This window comes from Rhabdochromatium marinum (assembly GCF_016583795.1).
Taxonomy (GTDB): domain Bacteria; phylum Pseudomonadota; class Gammaproteobacteria; order Chromatiales; family Chromatiaceae; genus Rhabdochromatium; species Rhabdochromatium marinum.
Window position 1 is genome coordinate 1 of the sequence record NZ_NRRS01000025.1, and the last position, 16,953, is coordinate 16,953.

Sequence of the window (16,953 nt, forward strand, 5' to 3'; positions counted from 1 at the left end):
CGCGACGGGTGCGATTGAGGAAGCGCGGCGCCCGGTAGCGGGTTTTGCGGTGGCGTCTCGCGCGACGGAAGTTCCGGCGGGTTGTCAGCGCCTCACGAATCCGGGCGCCACGATGGGTCAGTTCCGCCAACCACAGCACAGGCGCGTCTCGGTACACCTCACCCGTGTCGGGGTCGATACGCTCAACATCGCGCACCAATGCAATCCCTGTGGTCTTGCTGCCCGGATCGAGCGATAGGCGCAGCGGCTGAGTCTTACCGCCGATGCGATCCTTGAGCCGAATGGTGAAGGGAGCCAGACGCACCACCACGGCACGTCCGTGCTTCAGTAACAGCCGCGCGCGTTTCTCCGTGCACGGCATCAGCGGACGCTTCTGTTTGTCGAGGACGAAGACAGCCATTTCAATTCCTGCCCTTACGGGCCTGGTGACGGAGCCTGACGGCTCGCTCCCCTCGGGAAGGTCGGCAACCGGCTCCCGCCTGGCGGCGGCGATCAAAACCTTCGGCGCTTTGCCTTTCGCCCGCATGATCCTGATCTTCCAGAGTCCGGGACTGAGGAAGCATCCCGGAGTGGGTCTTGACGACCTGTTGCAAACGCAGCGGATTTTCACCGCTTTCCCTGGTCAACCCAGCTCTTTCAAGCTCCGGCCTTCAGGCCGGGGTAGTTGACCGATCCTCAGGGTGCATAACGCAGGGTGACGAACAGCGTTCGCCCCGGCTGATTGTAATAAGCCGCTGTTTCATACGACTGATTGAACAGGTTTTCAAGGCGCCCCTGCAACCACAGCGTGCGGCTAAAAGCATATTGAGCGCGCAGATCCACCAACGTAAAGCCATCGAGCCGGGTCTGGTTGGCAAAATCATCATAGCGGCGCCCAGCATAGGTCAAGGTACCGCCGACCGCGAAGCGCCCCAAGTCCCGATCCGCATCCAAGCGCAAACTCTGCTGCGGACGGCGCGCGAGCTGCTTGCCATGATTGGCACCCGGTGACGTATTAAGCGGATCGAGCAGGGTCAGATTGGCCATTAGATCCCAGTGGGCCAGGCGCGCGCTAGACCACAGCTCCAGACCCCGAATGCGCGCCGAATCGAGATTCGCCGGCGCCGAGGTGGTGGCATCAAAGGCAATCAGCTGATCGACATCGGTCTGATACAAGCTCAGCCCCCAGTCGCCCCAGGGATGCAAACCATTGAGCCCCAGCTCGCCGCTCCAGGCGGTTTCCGGATCGAGATCCGGATTGCCAAACCCCGGATAATACAGCTCATTGAAGGTGGGCGCCTTAAAGGCCGTGCCCCAGGAGGCGGTGAGCTGCCAACCATTGGCCAGCCAATAGCCCCACCCCAGGCTGCCGGTCGTGTAACCGCCAAAGGCCTGGTTGTCGTCATGGCGCAGGCTCAGGTGCAAATCCTGGGAGCCAAATTCGCCCAGATACTCGCCAAAGACCCCGAGATTGCGCCTGGAGTTCTCGGTATACTCAGGTTCGGTATCGATCCGATCACGCTGATAATCCAACCCAAATCCCAATTGTTGTCCGCTGGCCAGGCCGAGATGATTCACCCAGCTCAGACTGTCGCGGCGCGTGTCATAGTGGTTGACTTGATCCGCATCGAAAAAAATTCTCGAATTGTCCCAGGTGCGGGCCAGTGACAGCTGACTCGACCACGACGCCAGCGGACGCAGCGCCAGATTCACCCCCGCCACTTGCAGCAGAGTTCGGTTGTCATTGCCGGCATAGGGACTGCCGTCATACTGGGTATCGCCGGTGGAGCGCAGCGCATGGATGTCCACTTCCAATGCCTCTGAAAAGCGATAGCCCGCCCGCAGCGAGGCATTGTCGTTGCGATAGCCATCGCGATCCGGCTGATCGACAAAGCAGCCGGCGAGATTCGCGACGCCGGTGCAGGCATTAAAGCCTTCGCTGCGCTCAACACCCAGACCAGCATCGAACCAGACGCCGGCGTGGCCGCCCGACAAACCAAGATGCCCCTGCAGCGACTGATAAGTGCCGGCACCAACCGACAGGCGCGCCTGGAGCGGGCCCCCGGTGGTACCATCAACGCCCTTGCGGGTAAAAATCTGCACCACGCCACCAATGGCCTCGGAGCCGTACAGGCTGGAGCGCGGACCGCGCACCACCTCAATGCGCTCGATCTGTTCAACCGGGATGTTCTGCCAGGGCACCGACCCCAGGGTGGCGGACCCCACCTTGACCCCATCGATCAGCACCAGGGTGTGATCAGATTCGGTGCCACGCAAAAACAGCGACACCGGCTGGCCGGGGCCGCCGGAACTGCTCAGCGCCACCCCCGGCAGACCACGCAACACATCGGTCATGGTGCGCGACTGGCGCTGCTCCAACTCGGCACGCTCAATGACGGTGACCGAAGCCAATGTCTGCTGAGTGGTTTCCGGCATGCGCGTCGCCGTGACGACCAGCGGATCAAGCGTGGTGGGATCTTCGACCGCTGCAAGGGTCATGATGGGTAGGATCGTAGTGGGTAAAGCGCTCACCAGCGCAACGGGCAGCCAGCGCCCGCCAAAGGAATGATTCATGGAGTTTTGGTCCCGCCCCGCGCTCCCGCTGGGGCTTTTGATACCGACATGCCTGGACGGCATCACGCCTCAAGGGGACACAAAAACGCCGCCATACCCCGAATGCAGGCCGGTCTCCGGGCTCTCGAGCTGGAACAAGTCCGACCAGGACAAGTCCGGATGGCGACGCCTTCCCATCGCGCCGGTTGTTACACCGGCTACCACAGTGGCCTCGGTCACCATCGCTGCTCGACTACCGTTGCGGGGGCAGCGCCGGAGTCGCGACAGGTCATATCGCTGAACCGGCTTCCCGTTTCAATTCGCGCTGCAATGCTCTCAGCAGAGTGCGAATCACCTAGCATCCATAGGGTTTTAGCCTAAGCCTTGGGGGTGTTGGGCGTCAAATGCCCTGCCCCGCCAATCGCTGCAACCAGTACTCCAGCAAGGCCAGTTGCCACAGCTTGCTGCCCTGGATGCGGGTGTGATGCTGATCGGGGGCGTCGAGCAGTTCATCAATCATCGTGCGGCGGTAGAGTCCGCGCTCGCGACAACTCTGTGAGTGCAAAATATCGCGCATAAAGTCGAGGAACTCGCCGCGCACATATTTGAGCGCCGGCATGGGAAAATAGCCCTTAGGCCGGTCGATCACGGCATCCGGCAGTCGGCCGCGCGCCACCTGTTTGAGCAGGAATTTGCCGTCATCCTGCAATCTCAGCCCCGGTGGACAACGTGCGGCCAGTTCCACCAGATGATGATCCAGGAAAGGCACCCGCGCCTCCAGCCCCCAGGCCATGGTCATGTTATCGACCCGCTTAACCGGATCATCGACAATCAGGGTGGTCACATCCAGGCGCAGCACGGCATCAATGATTTCATCCGCGTCCGGTTCGGCGAGCTTGGCTGCCAACAGCGCCTCGGTGTAGTCATCCCCGGCATAGGGCGCGGTGACCAGGCGCAGATACTCGTCATGATCGCGGTCGAAATAATGCCGCCGCAGCCGATCAACCGCTGAGCCTTGCGTCTCGGCGGCGATGCGCGGATACCAGAAATAGCCGCCGAACACCTCATCGGCGCCCTGCCCCGACTGCACCACCTTAATCTCGCGCGACACCTGCTCGGCGAGCAGATAAAAGGCCACCGCATCCTGGCCGAACATGGGCTCGGCCATGGCATCAACCGCCTCGGGCAGCCGTCGCAGCACCTCGGCATTGGGCACCAGAAAGCGATGATGGCGGGTGCCATAGCGCGCCACCACCTGATCGGAATAGAGAAACTCGCTGCCGGCCTCCTCAGGTGTGTCTTCAAAGCCGACCGAGAAAGTCATCAGATCACGCGCGCCGGCCTCGGCCAGCAGCGCCACCAGCAGACTGGAGTCCAGCCCACCGGAGAGCAACACCCCAACCGGCACATCGGCGATCTCCAGACGTTTGCGCACCGCCTGCATGAGTTGGTCATAAACCGCCGCAACCCAGTCCGACTCGCGGCGCGCCACCCGCTCGCGGGTTGCATTCAGGCGCCAGTAACACGCACCCTGCTCGCGCCCCTCGGCATCGATTCGCAGCCAGTGCGCCGGTTCCAGCTTGCGCACGCCTTTGAGCACGGTACGCGGCGCGGGCACAACAGCATGCAAGGTGAACAGATGATGCAGCGCTACCGCATCCAGTTCAGTATCCACCTCACCGCCGGCCAGCAACGCCTGGGTGTTGGAAGCAAAGCGCAGGCGGTGCGCATCGCGCGTCCAATACAGCGGTTTAATCCCGAAGCGATCCCGCGCAAGGAATAGCACGCGCCGGTTGGCATCCCAGAGCGCAAAGGCAAACATGCCATCCAGGCGCGCCACACAATCCTCACCCCAGGCGTGCCAGGCTTTCAGGATGACCTCGGTATCCCCGCCGGAAAAGAACCCATAGCCCAGGTCGCATAATTGCGCCCGCAGGTCCGGGTAGTTGTAAATCGTGCCATTAAACACCAGCGCCAGTCCCAGGCACTGATCCACCATCGGCTGATTGGCGCGCACCGACAGATCGATAATCGACAGCCGTCGATGCCCCAATCCCAGCGCGCCATCGCTGTAACTGCCGCCATGATCCGGCCCGCGCGGCGTAAGCCGCTCCATCATGCGCGCAATGCGCCCCAGGTCCGCTGGCGCCCCGTCGAAGTTCAATTCACCACAGATTCCGCACACAATCAATCACCCGCAAAGCTCGATCCACCGATTTGTCCGCCCGACCCTTGAGTTCCCGGCAGCGATACCTACCTTGTCAGCACAAAGATCATTTCACCCTCTGGAGGTCTATCATGGCACACGAACTGCCCGCCCTGCCCTACGAGAAAAACGCCCTTGAGCCGGTCATCTCCGCCGAAACCCTCGAGTATCACTACGGCAAGCACCATCAGACCTATGTCACCAATCTTAACAATCTGATCGGCGGCACTGAGTTTGAAAGTCTGGCGCTCGAAGACATCATCAAAAAAGCCTCCGGCGGCATCTTCAACAACGCTGCCCAGGTCTGGAATCACAGCTTCTACTGGCAGTGTCTCAGCCCCAACGGCGGCGGTGCTCCCAGCGGCGCGCTGGCCGAGGCCATTAACGCCAAGTTTGGCAGCTTTGATGAATTCAAGAAGCAGTTCTCAGCCTCGGCGGCCGGCAATTTCGGCTCCGGCTGGACCTGGCTGGTGAAGAACGCCGATGGCAGCGTCGAGATCACCAACACCTCCAACGCCGCCACCCCCATGACCGAAGGCAAAACCGCCCTGCTGACCGTCGATGTCTGGGAGCACGCCTACTACATCGACTACCGCAATGCCCGGCCTAAGTATCTCGAAGCCATCTGGGACAAAATCAACTGGGACTTTGTCGCGCAGAATTTTGCCGGCTGATCCCTCTGGCACGCGCATGGCGACTGCGACAGCAGTTGTCATGCCCGCTGTCTCCTGCTGAACGGCGTGCCAAACGGGCGCGCTTCAGGTCAACTGCTCCACCAAGGGCTGCGGTCGGCCAAGCAAATACCCCTGCCCATAGTCTATTCCGATGGCTCGCAGCGCCGCGAGCTGCTCTTCGGTCTCAACAAACTCGGCAATGGTGCGCTGCTGGCGCAAGCGCGCAATCTGATGAATATAGCGCACGGTTTCGTGATCGACCGGATCGGTGAGCATGTCGCGAATGAAGCTGCCATCGATTTTGATGCGATCAAAGGGCAGCGACTTCAGATACTCAAATGACGACAGCCCGGTGCCAAAATCATCCAGCGCCACCTTGATCCCGGCCGCACGGCAGCGGGCAATAAAATCCGAGGCTTGAGGCAGATTGCCAATCGCCGAGGTTTCGGTCACCTCCACCACCAGTTTGTGCCAGGGAAAGTCCTGCTGCGCCAGCAGATCTCCGAACCAGGCCTGAAAATCCGGGTGTGTCAGCGTACTGCCGGAGAGATTGATGCTGGCGAATCCCAGCGCCTCCAGATGGGCGGGATGCTGTTCCATGGCGGCAAAAAAGGCCGCAAAGACGTATTGGTCGATTGCACTCATAAGCTGATACTGCTCCGCCGCCGGCAGAAACAGCCCAGGTGACATCAGCTCGCCAGTGCTGCTGCGCAGGCGCAACAGGATTTCGTAATTGTTCCCGGTCGGCTCAGTCAGAGGCACAATCGGCTGGGCAAACAGCTCGAACCGCGCCGGCCCCTGTCGCAAGGCTTCCTTGATAGCGCTGGCGGCGAGCCGCTCGGCACTTTCGCGCCGCTGGCGCTCGGTGTCCGCACGATGGCAATCGATCTGATTATGTCCGCGCAGCCGCGCCTGTTTCAGCGCCGAATTCACCACCGTCATCAGCCCATCGCGGTTGTATTCCAACGGCTGAAACACCACCACACCAGCACTCGCGGTCATATCAAAGGCGAAGGCCTCCCAGCGAAACCGCAACTCGCCAATGCGATCCAACAGTCGGCGGGTATCCTGCCGCGCGCGGGTTTCATCACAGTTGGGCAGCAGTGCGAAGAACTCATCGCCGCCGATGCGCGCCAGGACGTTCGGCGCCGGCCAGTGATCGCGACACAGTTGTGCAACCTGTTTGAGCAGATGATCGCCCGCCAACTGGCCAGCACTGTCGTTGACCAGCTTGAACAGATCCAGGTCAATCTGCACCAGCGCATGCTCACCCTCCCCTTCGCCCAGCAAAGGCTCCAGCGCCTGGTTGAAGCCATAGCGATTCAGCAATCCGGTCAGGGTGTCGTGATAGCTCAGATAGCGCAGTTCCTCCGTGGAGCGGGTGATCTGCCCGATCATGGTGTTATAACCGGCGTACAGCTCGGCAACCTCATTGCGCGCCACGGTCTGCGCGGTGGTGAAGCGATTGGCACGCGGGTCATTGCTGCGCATGGTGCGCGCCAGATCAATAAACGGCCGGGTATAAAACCCTCCCACCCACAGCGCCAATAACAGCCCGAGCAGCAGCGCCGCCGGATACAAGACCAGCAGCGTCAGAATGCGCTGCCGCAGCCCGGTGTGGTAACGCGCCAGATCAAGGGCATAACAGGCCGTGCCCAAGCGGGCGGCCTGGTTCAGATGACCAATGTCCAGCGCTTCGCACAGCGACAGATGCGTGCGACTGATCCGAGGCGCGGCGGCAGCGAATGGATGCGCGGGCAGAACCGAGTTCGCGTCTTCGCGCAGATAGCGATAGACCGGCTGGTCGGTGCGATCAAACAACATCAGCTCATCGAGCGGCTGAAAGCCAGCAAGACGAAAGCTCATGTTGGCATGCTGATCAACCGAGGAATCCAGCAGCACCTTGATCAGATCCTGGCGCAACGCCCGATGCAGGGTGGTCGCCTGCTCAACCGCCATGGCCTGGCGATCGCGCACATCCAGCGCGTAAGTCAGCCCCAACACCAGCAGGGTGACCAGCGTCAGCAACAGCCCCACCAGCAGCAGCAGCTGGGTGCGAATACTGAGCCTTTGCCACATCGCCTTAGGGATCCGGCTGCCCGTCCGGTCCGATAATCGGCAAGCTCGGATCGTTGCCCCACTCCAGCCAGGAACCGTCGTAGTTCACAACCTGATAACCAAGCTCACGCAAGGCAATATAGTTGACCGACGACACGCGACCAATGTCGCAATACAGCACCAACGCAGAGTCCTTGGGCACCTTCGCATAGAGCGCCGCGAGTGCATCAAGATCCCGCAGCGCCGAGCCATCCGGCGCCGTTGCCAGATGCTCATGCACCGGCACATTGATCGCCGATGGAATATGCCCATAACGCTGCGCCTTGGACACCTGCCCCTCATACGCCTCGGACGTGCGCGCATCAACGATCAACTGCGCGGGATTGGAGATGGCCAGCTGCGTGGTAAAGCGCGTCGCAATGCGGCGCGGGTCGAGTTCGGCGATGTATTGACTGCGCGCGGGCCTCGCCTCAGCGGTCGAGAGTGGATACCCACTCGCCTGCCAACCCGCAAAGCCCTGATCGAGTAGCTGCAAATCCTTCAGACCATAGACCTCAAGTGCCCAAAAGACGCGCGCCGCCTCCAGCAGTTTGCCATCGTCGTAGACAATGGTCGGCGCATCCCGGGTGATGCCCAGATCACGCAGCTGCTCCTGCATCACCCGCGGCTCAGTAATACGCCCGTTGCGCTGGCGATCACTGTAGGTCGCGCGCTCGGGGAAATTCACCGCGCCCGGAATATGCCCCTGCGCATAGTCCTTCGGGGGACGCGCATCAATGATCACCAACCCCGGCTGATCGAGATGCGCCTTTAGCCACTCAGGTGCCACACGCAAGGACTCAGCCAAACCTGGCGCGGCCCAGCACGCAAGCACCAGGGCAACCCCCAGCCAGACCGGAACCCGCGCCCCGCGCGCCATGAAAACAGATACTGATGGCAGCATACAGACCTCCAGCGTTGATTTGCGAAGACCGAGACCCTAACCTTTAGCCTACTATAGATTCCGGTCACGAACAGCCGCAAAACAATGGTCTGACCCAATGAGGAGTCCTCGAATGAAAGCTTTACCCACACTAACCGCCGCCCTCGCCATCAGCCTGCTCGGCCAAGCCACACTGGCCGCAGACGACCCCATGACCATCAGCGTCAAACGGCTCACGCTCGCTAGCGCCCAACAGGTTGCCCAGGGCGCCATTGAGGCCTGTCGCGACAAAGGCATTCAGATCGGTGTGACCGTGGTGGATCGCGATGGTGTCATTCAAGCCCAGCTGCGCGACACCATCGCAGCCCCGATTACCGTGCCGATCAGCTATAAGAAAGCTTACACCGCCGCCAACTTCAACGCCGCCACCTCCGCGCTTGAATCCCGCGCTGACACCGGCGTGGGCCGGCAGCCGTTTTTGATCATGTCCGCCGGTGGCCTCACCATCGAAGCCGGTGGCACCCTGCTTGGCGCCGTCGGAGTCAGTGGCGCCCCCAGCGGTGAAACCGACGAAGCCTGCGCCCGCGCCGGTATTGCAGCCATTCAGGACGATCTGGAACTGTCGCTCTGACCCGTTCGCACTCTGCGGTGACTACGGCTCATCTGTTGCCACGCCCGGCCAGGCCACCCAATAGATGCGCGGCCAGTTCTTGCCCGTCACATACAGGCGGCGCTGTTCGGCATCCCAGGCGATGCCGTTCAGCACAAAACGCGGCCCGGTCCGACCGCTGCGACGCACAGCCTCGGACAAATCCAGCCATAGACGCACCTCGCCGGTGTCGGGATCGATCACGGCAATGCGCGGACGTTGCCAGACATTCGCCAACAAGAATCCATCCACCCACTCCAGCTCATTCAGCCGCGTGATCGGGCGGCCAGCGTCCGTCACCTGCAGCGCGCGCTGCGGCTCAAAGGTGTTGCGATCACGAAACCGCAGCGTTGCACTGCCATCGCTGGTGACCACTTGATCCCCTGTGCAGGCAATCCCCCAGCCCTGCCCCTGGTAGTGGAACGCCCCCGTCGGCCGCAAACGCCCAGCGTCAGCACCAGAATCGGAGTCAGAGTCAGAGTCAGAGTCAGAGTCCGAGCCCGCAGCCCCAGTCTCCAGAAGCTGGTAGCGCAACGCCCGCCCACTGGTCCAGGTCAGCTGCACCACCTCCTGCCCACAAAGATCCGCCCCCTCAGCAAACAGCATCGGCGGCAGCCAATGCACCGCAAGCAACTGGCCGCTCTGCGGCTCCGTCACCCGCAGATGCGATTGACCACGCAGGCCAGCGCTCTCATAGAACCGGCCCTGATGCAGAAAAAGCCCCTGGGTAAACACCTGCTCATCATGCGGCAGCTCCCCCAGAATCTCCGGCGCCACCACCGACGCTGCATCCGCCTGCACACAGCTAGGTAGAAGCATCGCGAGCACAAGAAGGTTGGCGAAGACCGGGCGATAGACCTGAAACATTTTAGAACTTACGCATTGACAGATACTTTAGAGCGACAATACGTTTCCGATTATCATCGCTCAGAAGCGATACGCCAATCGCAGCCCACCGCCGTGCGCGAGATAGCCGTCGCCGGACTGCAAGCCATACTCGACGCGCGCCTCGAACCCGGCATTCTGATAGATCTGCAAACCGAGATCAAACGTCGCTAGCCGCGTGGGCAGTCGGCGCTCAGTGGTGAAAGAGCCGGCCGCAATTGACCCGCCCATGAACCGGGCCTCTCGCTCCCAGCTCGGGTCATCCAGCCAGGTCATCCCGCCGCGAAGGTACAACCTGGCGATCCAGTCATCTTGAAGATCGATGCGCGCGCCGGCCTCAAGCATCGGAGACATCGCCAGGGTCGTCTTGCTGCTGGACTCAATGTTGAGCCCGTACCAGTTATCTCCCGACTCCCGAAAGGATGGGCTGTCGCTCTGGATCATGTCCAGGTCGAGGTAGGGCCGCAAGTACCAGCCCTCCAACGGCAGCGTATACGCCGCGCGCAGGCGCCCGGCGATGACCGTGGCATCGCTGCTGCTCGTCAACTCCGCCTGCTCGTTGTGCCACTGGAACCACCGCCGATTGTCGGACCACTGCTTGCTCAGGTTGAGCGCCGCCGCGAACAGCCAACGCTCCCACTGCTTTTTCAGCGCAAGGCTGAAATCGAAGGCTTCGCCATTGCTACGCGACGCGATGTCGTGCATCTCGGTCGTCGTCTCGCGATAGGCACCGGAGGCACCGAGGAACCAGCCATTGCCGAGCCCGTACTGTCCGCCGATGCGCAGGCCAGAGCTTCTAATGTCGTACTCGGGGCTGTGGGCATCACCGTCACGATGGATGTCCTCGCCGATGACGCTAGCCCAGGTACAGGTGCCCTCGGTCAGCAGCGTGCCGTCACCGGCAAAACCTGGGCAGCTCAAGGACGCCGACAGCCCGGCACGGGCGCTTGCGGCCAGGTCGCTGGCATCGGCGGCGATGTTCTGCGACGAGAGCTGCGCGAGCAGGTTGCTATAGTCGGTGCTGTTGTTGATCCCGGCCAGCGTGCCGAACACCGGCGCCCAGGTCTGCTGCTCGCTGGTGCTCGCGCTGCTCATCGCGTTCCACTGGCTACTGAGATGGCTCGCAACCGCGCCATCGGAGCCCTTGATCAGGCCGCTCCCGCCCTGGAAGTTTGCCGTCGGGACCAGCGTCAGATTGGCGCCATCCACGTTCAGCGCCCACTCGAATAGCAGGCTGTCCGCAAACCCGGGTGCGCCATTGATGGCCGGCGTGCCGTCGCCCGCCATCACCTGACCAATCAGATAGGAGCCTGGCAGTAGGCTATTGGCCAGCGGCACAATGGTGCCGCCATCGATCACGAGCTGCCCGTAGACCTGCAGCAGATCCGCGGTCTGATCACCGAGCGCGTCAAGATCGACATGCCAGTCGCCTTGGTTGCTGAACTGCGCGAACTGAGTGCCGTCGTCACTGTATGTTTGCACCAGGTTGGTGAGCGTCGTGGTGGCAACGGTGCCATCACCGCCGATGCTGAGCTGGCCGCCAGACGCATTGGTCAAGCCCCAGACGTGATTCAACGACGACCCGGCGTTGAAGGTGCCTGAGTTGTCGATCGACCCGTTGAGGTTTGGAGCTGCGGAGCCGGGCGCACTCTGCGAACCCAGATCGACGGTGCCGCTCAGGGTGCCGCCGGCCTCGATCGTGATATTGGTCCGGCCAAGTACGCTCTGGATGGCACCGCCGTCGATGCCGTCGACATTCCCGACGACGCCGCTGGATGCGATGGTGACGGTGTTGCCGGTGCTCTCGGCGATGCCCATGCTGCCGCCGGCGACCAGGATGCCCCAGCCGTTGTGGCCGCCGGTGACGGTGCCGGCGACGGAGACAGTGATGGGCGACGTGTTGGTATGGTTTCCGCCGGTGCTGGCTTGGGCGAGGATACCGTGGGACCCGGTCCCGGTGGCCTTCACGACGCCGCCGGCGCCGACGCTGATATCGATGGCCCCGTTGACGCCCCAGTGCGGCGTGGCACCGTCCGGATAGTCGCTTTCAGCGAAGGTCGCTTGGCCAACGTACTCGCCGGGCGCGATCCCGCCGCCGCCAGCGATGGACTGCGCAACGACGCCATGCGCGTTATCACCTTGGGTGACTACCTGTCCATCGATGCTAATGCTCAGGTCGCCGGCGTTGGCATCCTGGGTACCGCTGGCCGTCGGGCCGCCATTGGCCCAGAGTGCGCTGGCATCGAGCGCCTGGCTGAGATCGCCGAGCAGGCCGCCGCTGCCGCCGATGGACTGGGCGACGATGCCCCAGGCCCCGTCGCCGTAAGTGGTCACACTGGCGCCGCTGTCGAGGCTAATATCGATATCGCCGCCATTGCCGCTGATTTGCCCCGAACTCGGTGCCAGCCATCCGGCGGCAGACTCGTAGCTTTCTTCGTAGAGGGCGCTGACCTGCCCGCCGCCGCCGCCGATGGACTGCGCCAGGATGCCGACGGCGCGGGCGCCAGTGGTCAGCACTTGACTGCTGTCTTGCAGCGTGACCGTCACCGTATTGCCGTCGCCATAGGCACCAAGGGTGCCGCCGATGGATATGGACAGATCGCTGCTGTCGTCCCAGATCTTCGACGGGTCGTTATTGCCGAGACAGAGGCTGGCACTGTTGCCGAGGTCGACGCTGGCGACCGAATTGGTGCAGCCGGCGCTCGCGCTGCCGCCACCACCGCCGATCGACTGCGCCAGGATGCCGAAGGCGTCATCGCCGGCGGTCCAAGTCAGCCCCTGGCCGGACTGAGTGATGTTAACGCTGCCGCCATCACCGCCGGCCCCACCATTGCCATCCCAACCCGCGCCCAAGCCGATCGTCGAGCTGTTGTCCACGGTCCCCTCGGCGCCGTAGCCGCCGCCACCGCCGATGCTCTGCGCGAGGATAGCGTGGGCGCCGTAACCCGCGGTCTGGATGGTACCCGGGTTGGCGATGCCGACCTGGCCGCCATCGCCGGCGCTGCCGCCACTTCCGCCGACGCTGACGGTGGCCGTGTAGGTGCCGGCCTTGTCGTCTGTCGTCGGCCCCAGGAAGACCGAGTTGGACGACGAGGTCGCGGCACCGCCGCTGCCGCCGCCACCGCCGATGGATTGGGCGAGGATGCCGTGCGCACGTGTGCCCAGCGTGGTGAGGGTTGCCCCGCTTGCATTGGTGAGGCTGACAACACCACCGTTGCCGCTGACACCGCCGCTTCCACCGACACCGACATTGGCGTTGTAGCTGTTGTCCGGGGGATTGAGCCAGTCCTCGACCTGCCCCGCCTTGCCGATGCTGGCGGCCGGGTCGGCGCTGCCGCCGCTGCCGCCGCCAGCGCCGATGGACTGGGCCAGGATGCCGACGGCATCGCCACCGGTGACCACCGTCTGACCGGCGCTATTGGTCTGGGTCGCGCCAGTCAGGATGCTGCCGTTGTTGGCCACCGTGATGCTGCCGCCATTACCGCCGCCGCCGCCGCTGGCACCCACCGCGACGTTCACTTGCAGCGTATCGCCGCTGGCTGCGGCGCTGCCGCCCGAGGCATCGCCGCCGCCGCCGCCGATGGACTGGGCATGCAGCCCACGCGCGGTGGAGCCGGTGGTGACGATCCGGCTTCCGGCGGCATTGGTCAGCGTGACCGATCCGCCGTCGCCGCCGTCGCCTCCGGAGCCGCCGACGCCGGTGGTTACATCAATGGCCGGTCCGGTCTCACCGCCGAGGTTCGGGCTCGATGCGCTGGAGCTGCCGGTGCCGCCGGTACCACCGCCGCCGCCGATCGACTGCGCCAGGATGCCCGTCGCATGCTGGCCGTGGGTCTGGATGCTGCCATCGCAGCCGGGGCAATTCGTCGTCGGCCCGTTGCCCACCGTGACGGTCCCGCCGCCGCCTGCACCGCCGCCGCTGCCGCCGAGACTGACCGCGAGCTTGATCGTCGGCATCTCGCCCTCGATGGCATAGGACGCTGCGGTGGCGTCGCCGCCGCTGCCGCCACCACCGCCGATGGACTGGGCCAAGACCCCGTAGGAGACGTCGCCGGCGCTCTGGATCTGCCCGGCATTGCTGACCGAGATGGCCTGACCGCTGCCACCGTCGCCACCGCTGCCGCCGATGGCGAAGTCGGCGGTGATAGTCGGGATGTCGTCCGCCGGCAGCCCGAGCGACTTGGCCGCAGCACTGCCGCCGGTGCCGCCGCCGCCGCCGATGGACTGCGCCAGGATACCGACCGCGTCGGCGCCGTCGAGCCGTGGGCCGATGGTCGGTCCATAGCCGCAGCTGCTGGCCGAGGTGCTACAGCCAGTCTGGATGATGCCGTCGTTCTCGATGCTCAGGGTGCCACCCTCACCGCCGTTGCCGGCGTTGCCGCCGACCGCGATCGCAAGGGTGATGATGCCGACGTCATAGGTCGATGCCGCGCCACCGTCGCCGCCGCCACCCCCAATGCTGTGGGCGAGCAATCCGATGGCCTGGTTGCCGCTGGTCTGCAAGCGGGTCTGATTGGTGATGTCGATGGCACCGCCGTCGCCGCCGCTACCGCCGGCCCCACCGATCGCGACCGATGCGAGCTGATAGAAGCTCGTGGCGCTGCCGCCGTTGCCGCCGCCCCCGCCGATCGATTGGGCATGTACCGCCTTGGAGAACAGGCCGGCGGTCGTGATAGCGCCGCTGCCATCGTCGCTCAGCGTCACATTGACCTCACCACCGTCCCCGCCGTTGCCGCCTTGGCCCCCAACCGCGGCCACCAAGCCCCAGGCATTGGCGCCATTGCCGCCACCGCCGCCGATGGACTGGGCCAAAATGCCCTGGGCGTTGTGGCCGTAGGTCGTCACCGTGCCGCCGCTTGTCGTGTTCACATTGACCGTCCCACCGCTGCCGCCGCCGCTGCCGTCGGCATCTTTGGCGCCGACGAAGACCGGCGGCGCATTGGAGCTGCCGCCTCCGCCGCCGATCGACTGCGCGACGATGCCGATGGCCGCATCGCCACCGCCGGATGCGGCGCCCGTGGTGACGCTGCCGCCATGGGTCAGGTTGACCTCGGCGCCGTTGCCGCCCGGGCTGTCGGCCGCCGCCTGGCTGCCGAGGTAGGCCGACTGGCCGTCGCTGTCCTGATTCAGCAGCCCTCCGCCACCGCCGCCGCTGAGGGCCAGCAGGCCGAAGGCGCTGTCACCGCTGGTCTGCACGCTGCCTGTGTTGGTCAGGGTCACCGCCTGTCCGGAGACCTGGTCGTCATAGGTCAAGGTTCCGACATTACCCAGGGTGTTCTGCGCATTGGCATCGGCATTGGTCAGAAAGCTGGCCCCACCAACGCTGAGCGCAGCCAGACCGATACCCATGCTGCCAGTCGTGGTCACCTCGCCTGCACTTTTCAGCGTAACCTGCCCCGGGGTGCCCGGGGCGACGGCGTTCGCGGTGGTGACCGAGAACGGATCGATATCGGACAGGGCGCCGGCACTGATCGCCAGCGCGCCGAGCGAGAGGCTGGTGCCTCCGTTGACGCTGATGCTGCTGTCGGCGTCGAGATCGATGCTGACTGCGCCACCGGTGCCACCGAGGCCGGGTTCGGCATTGCCGGCGGCGCTGGTTGCCAGGATGCCAAGGCCACCGTTACTGAGCATGATCGAGCCGCCGGTCAAGGTCACTTCGACCTCGCCACCATTGCCGGGGCCGGCGCTGTGATCGCCGGAGCTGTAGGTGTACGCGTTGTAGTCGGCGCCTAAGGAGATCGCACGAATGCCGACTACCTCGGTCGCGGACCCGCTCAGCTCAATCTGCCCCTGATGATGGACCTGAACGCTTCCGCCATCGCCGCCCATCGCACTCGTGATGTGCCAGCTCTGACCCTGGCCGCCCTGGCTTAAGGCATTGAGTCCATAGGTTGGATACTCGTAGCTCCCGATGTCCATTCCGATACTGCCACCGGCATCCATGGTGATGCTCACCGTGCCGCCGTCGCCGCCGTCGCCGGCCATGTCGTCGTCATGGGTCTTGTTGCCGACGCCCATGCCGCCGATGGAGTAAGCGCCGATGCCGGTGTAGGCCATCGGTGTGTAGGCCGCGCCACCGGGCGGTGGCGCCACGCCCGATTCGGAGTTGTTTTGAACCTTGAGCTGACCGGCGTTGGTGATCGTGACCGTGCCGCCGTCTCCCCCGTTGAAGTCGGCTTGCACCGTCTCATCGGCGGGATAACCATCGGGTCCAACAGACGCGGCGGCGAGCACCCCGCCGCCGGCAAGCGCGGGACCGCCCTCAGGATTGGCCGTTAGCGCGAGGGAGGACGGCGTCTGGATGTCAATGGTCAGCGCGGCCTGATTGGTCAGCGTGATGCTGGAGCCGTTCTGCTGCCCCTGCGCCGGGACGAACTGCGTCCCGCCGGAGGTCGCGGGATAGGGAGCGGCGGACTGGCCCAGGGAGCCCAGGGTCAGATACTGGGCGGTTGCACCGCCTGCAGTTGCACTGCCTTGCAGCGTCACGTCGAGCGGATACTGATCCTGGAACGGACTGACGTTGTAGGTGACCGGATTGATCCCGGTCACATAAGTGTTGGATGGAAAGGCTGGCAAGTTAAGAGTGCAGTTCAGCCCGGTACCGCTCGCTGGCGTTGCACAGGACCCCAGCGCCCCTTCGGCGTCTACGACGCTCGACAGGTCGGGACCGCCATTGGCATTCGTGACGGCGCCCCCTGGCTGATCGACCTGCGCGCTCGTATCCGCCGACGCGCTCGTACCCGCCGAGAAGGCCATGCAGGTCAGGAGCAGCTCCAACCCCAGCAAGGGCCGCCGATCGGAGATCCCGAACGGAAATCTGGCACAATGATCGCGACGGTTGGCGCTAGTTCTATTGTTTGTCATGGAGCTTGGCCTAAATTAGACTATACGGATCGGTCTATTCTAGACCAAACGACGCATTCCGCAACAGGGCGAGCGCGTATTAACGCTAGAATTTAATACGCGCTCGCCCTGGTTCAAGGTTGCTCTTACCCTGTGGTACCTCTCCGGACTTGTTTGAAACTCC

9 protein-coding genes and 1 riboswitch are annotated in these 16,953 nt (G+C 63.7%); of the genes, 2 read left to right on the plus strand and 7 right to left on the minus strand.

Annotated elements, in window-relative coordinates:
• The 3 genes from CKO36_RS09260 to CKO36_RS09270 form a co-directional block, all read right to left on the minus strand.
• On the minus strand, window positions 1-400 hold a 400-nt coding region (locus tag CKO36_RS09260; RefSeq protein ID WP_200283773.1), incomplete at its 3' end, for an RRXRR domain-containing protein.
• Between the two features lie 275 nt (window positions 401-675).
• Window positions 676-2,553, minus strand: coding sequence for a TonB-dependent vitamin B12 receptor (gene btuB, locus CKO36_RS09265; RefSeq protein ID WP_200283774.1), 1,878 nt, complete (start codon window positions 2,551-2,553; stop codon window positions 676-678).
• 90 nt (window positions 2,554-2,643) lie between these two features.
• A riboswitch (cobalamin riboswitch) is annotated at window positions 2,644-2,907 on the minus strand.
• Window positions 2,908-2,932: 25 nt separating this feature from the next.
• The gene (locus tag CKO36_RS09270; RefSeq protein ID WP_200283775.1) at window positions 2,933-4,717 is read right to left on the minus strand and encodes an N-acetylglutaminylglutamine amidotransferase; all 1,785 of its coding nucleotides are present in this window, start codon (window positions 4,715-4,717) and stop codon (window positions 2,933-2,935) included.
• 113 nt (window positions 4,718-4,830) lie between these two features.
• On the opposite strand from CKO36_RS09270, the gene CKO36_RS09275 reads away from it, so the two are divergent.
• Window positions 4,831-5,412 carry a superoxide dismutase gene (locus CKO36_RS09275; RefSeq protein WP_200283776.1) on the plus strand — a complete coding sequence of 194 codons (582 nt, stop codon included), beginning with the start codon at window positions 4,831-4,833 and terminating at the stop codon, window positions 5,410-5,412.
• Window positions 5,413-5,496: 84 nt separating this feature from the next.
• Here the strand turns inward: CKO36_RS09275 and CKO36_RS09280 are convergent, their stop codons facing one another.
• Together CKO36_RS09280 and CKO36_RS09285 are read right to left on the minus strand one after the other, a co-directional pair.
• Window positions 5,497-7,491, minus strand: coding sequence for a putative bifunctional diguanylate cyclase/phosphodiesterase (locus CKO36_RS09280; RefSeq protein WP_200283777.1), 1,995 nt, complete (start codon window positions 7,489-7,491; stop codon window positions 5,497-5,499).
• Between the two features lie 4 nt (window positions 7,492-7,495).
• Window positions 7,496-8,413, minus strand: coding sequence for a sulfurtransferase (locus CKO36_RS09285; protein WP_242469495.1), 918 nt, complete (start codon window positions 8,411-8,413; stop codon window positions 7,496-7,498).
• Between the two features lie 112 nt (window positions 8,414-8,525).
• On the opposite strand from CKO36_RS09285, the gene CKO36_RS09290 reads away from it, so the two are divergent.
• A complete protein-coding gene (locus CKO36_RS09290; protein ID WP_242469496.1) occupies window positions 8,526-9,023 on the plus strand; it encodes a GlcG/HbpS family heme-binding protein in 498 nt (165 codons plus the stop codon).
• 21 nt (window positions 9,024-9,044) lie between these two features.
• Here the strand turns inward: CKO36_RS09290 and CKO36_RS09295 are convergent, their stop codons facing one another.
• Complete coding sequence (locus tag CKO36_RS09295) at window positions 9,045-9,860, minus strand: glutaminyl-peptide cyclotransferase (RefSeq protein WP_200283779.1); 816 nt, start codon at window positions 9,858-9,860, stop codon at window positions 9,045-9,047.
• Window positions 9,861-9,968: 108 nt separating this feature from the next.
• Entirely contained in the window at window positions 9,969-16,790 is a 6,822-nt protein-coding gene (locus CKO36_RS09300) for an autotransporter outer membrane beta-barrel domain-containing protein (protein WP_200283780.1), read from the minus strand.
• Window positions 16,791-16,953 lie beyond the last annotated feature (163 nt).

Bases quoted from the DNA above. Each gene is read 5' to 3' on its own strand.
- CKO36_RS09285 (WP_242469495.1), bottom strand. From the start codon at position 8,413: ATGCTGCCATCAGTATCTGTTTTCATGGCGCGCGGGGCGCGGGTTCCG.
- CKO36_RS09300 (WP_200283780.1), bottom strand. From the start codon at position 16,790: ATGACAAACAATAGAACTAGCGCCAACCGTCGCGATCATTGTGCCAGA.
- btuB (WP_200283774.1), bottom strand. From the start codon at position 2,553: ATGAATCATTCCTTTGGCGGGCGCTGGCTGCCCGTTGCGCTGGTGAGC.
- CKO36_RS09280 (WP_200283777.1), bottom strand. From the start codon at position 7,491: ATGTGGCAAAGGCTCAGTATTCGCACCCAGCTGCTGCTGCTGGTGGGG.
- CKO36_RS09290 (WP_242469496.1), top strand. From the start codon at position 8,526: ATGAAAGCTTTACCCACACTAACCGCCGCCCTCGCCATCAGCCTGCTC.
- CKO36_RS09295 (WP_200283779.1), bottom strand. From the start codon at position 9,860: ATGCTTCTACCTAGCTGTGTGCAGGCGGATGCAGCGTCGGTGGTGGCG.
- CKO36_RS09275 (WP_200283776.1), top strand. From the start codon at position 4,831: ATGGCACACGAACTGCCCGCCCTGCCCTACGAGAAAAACGCCCTTGAG.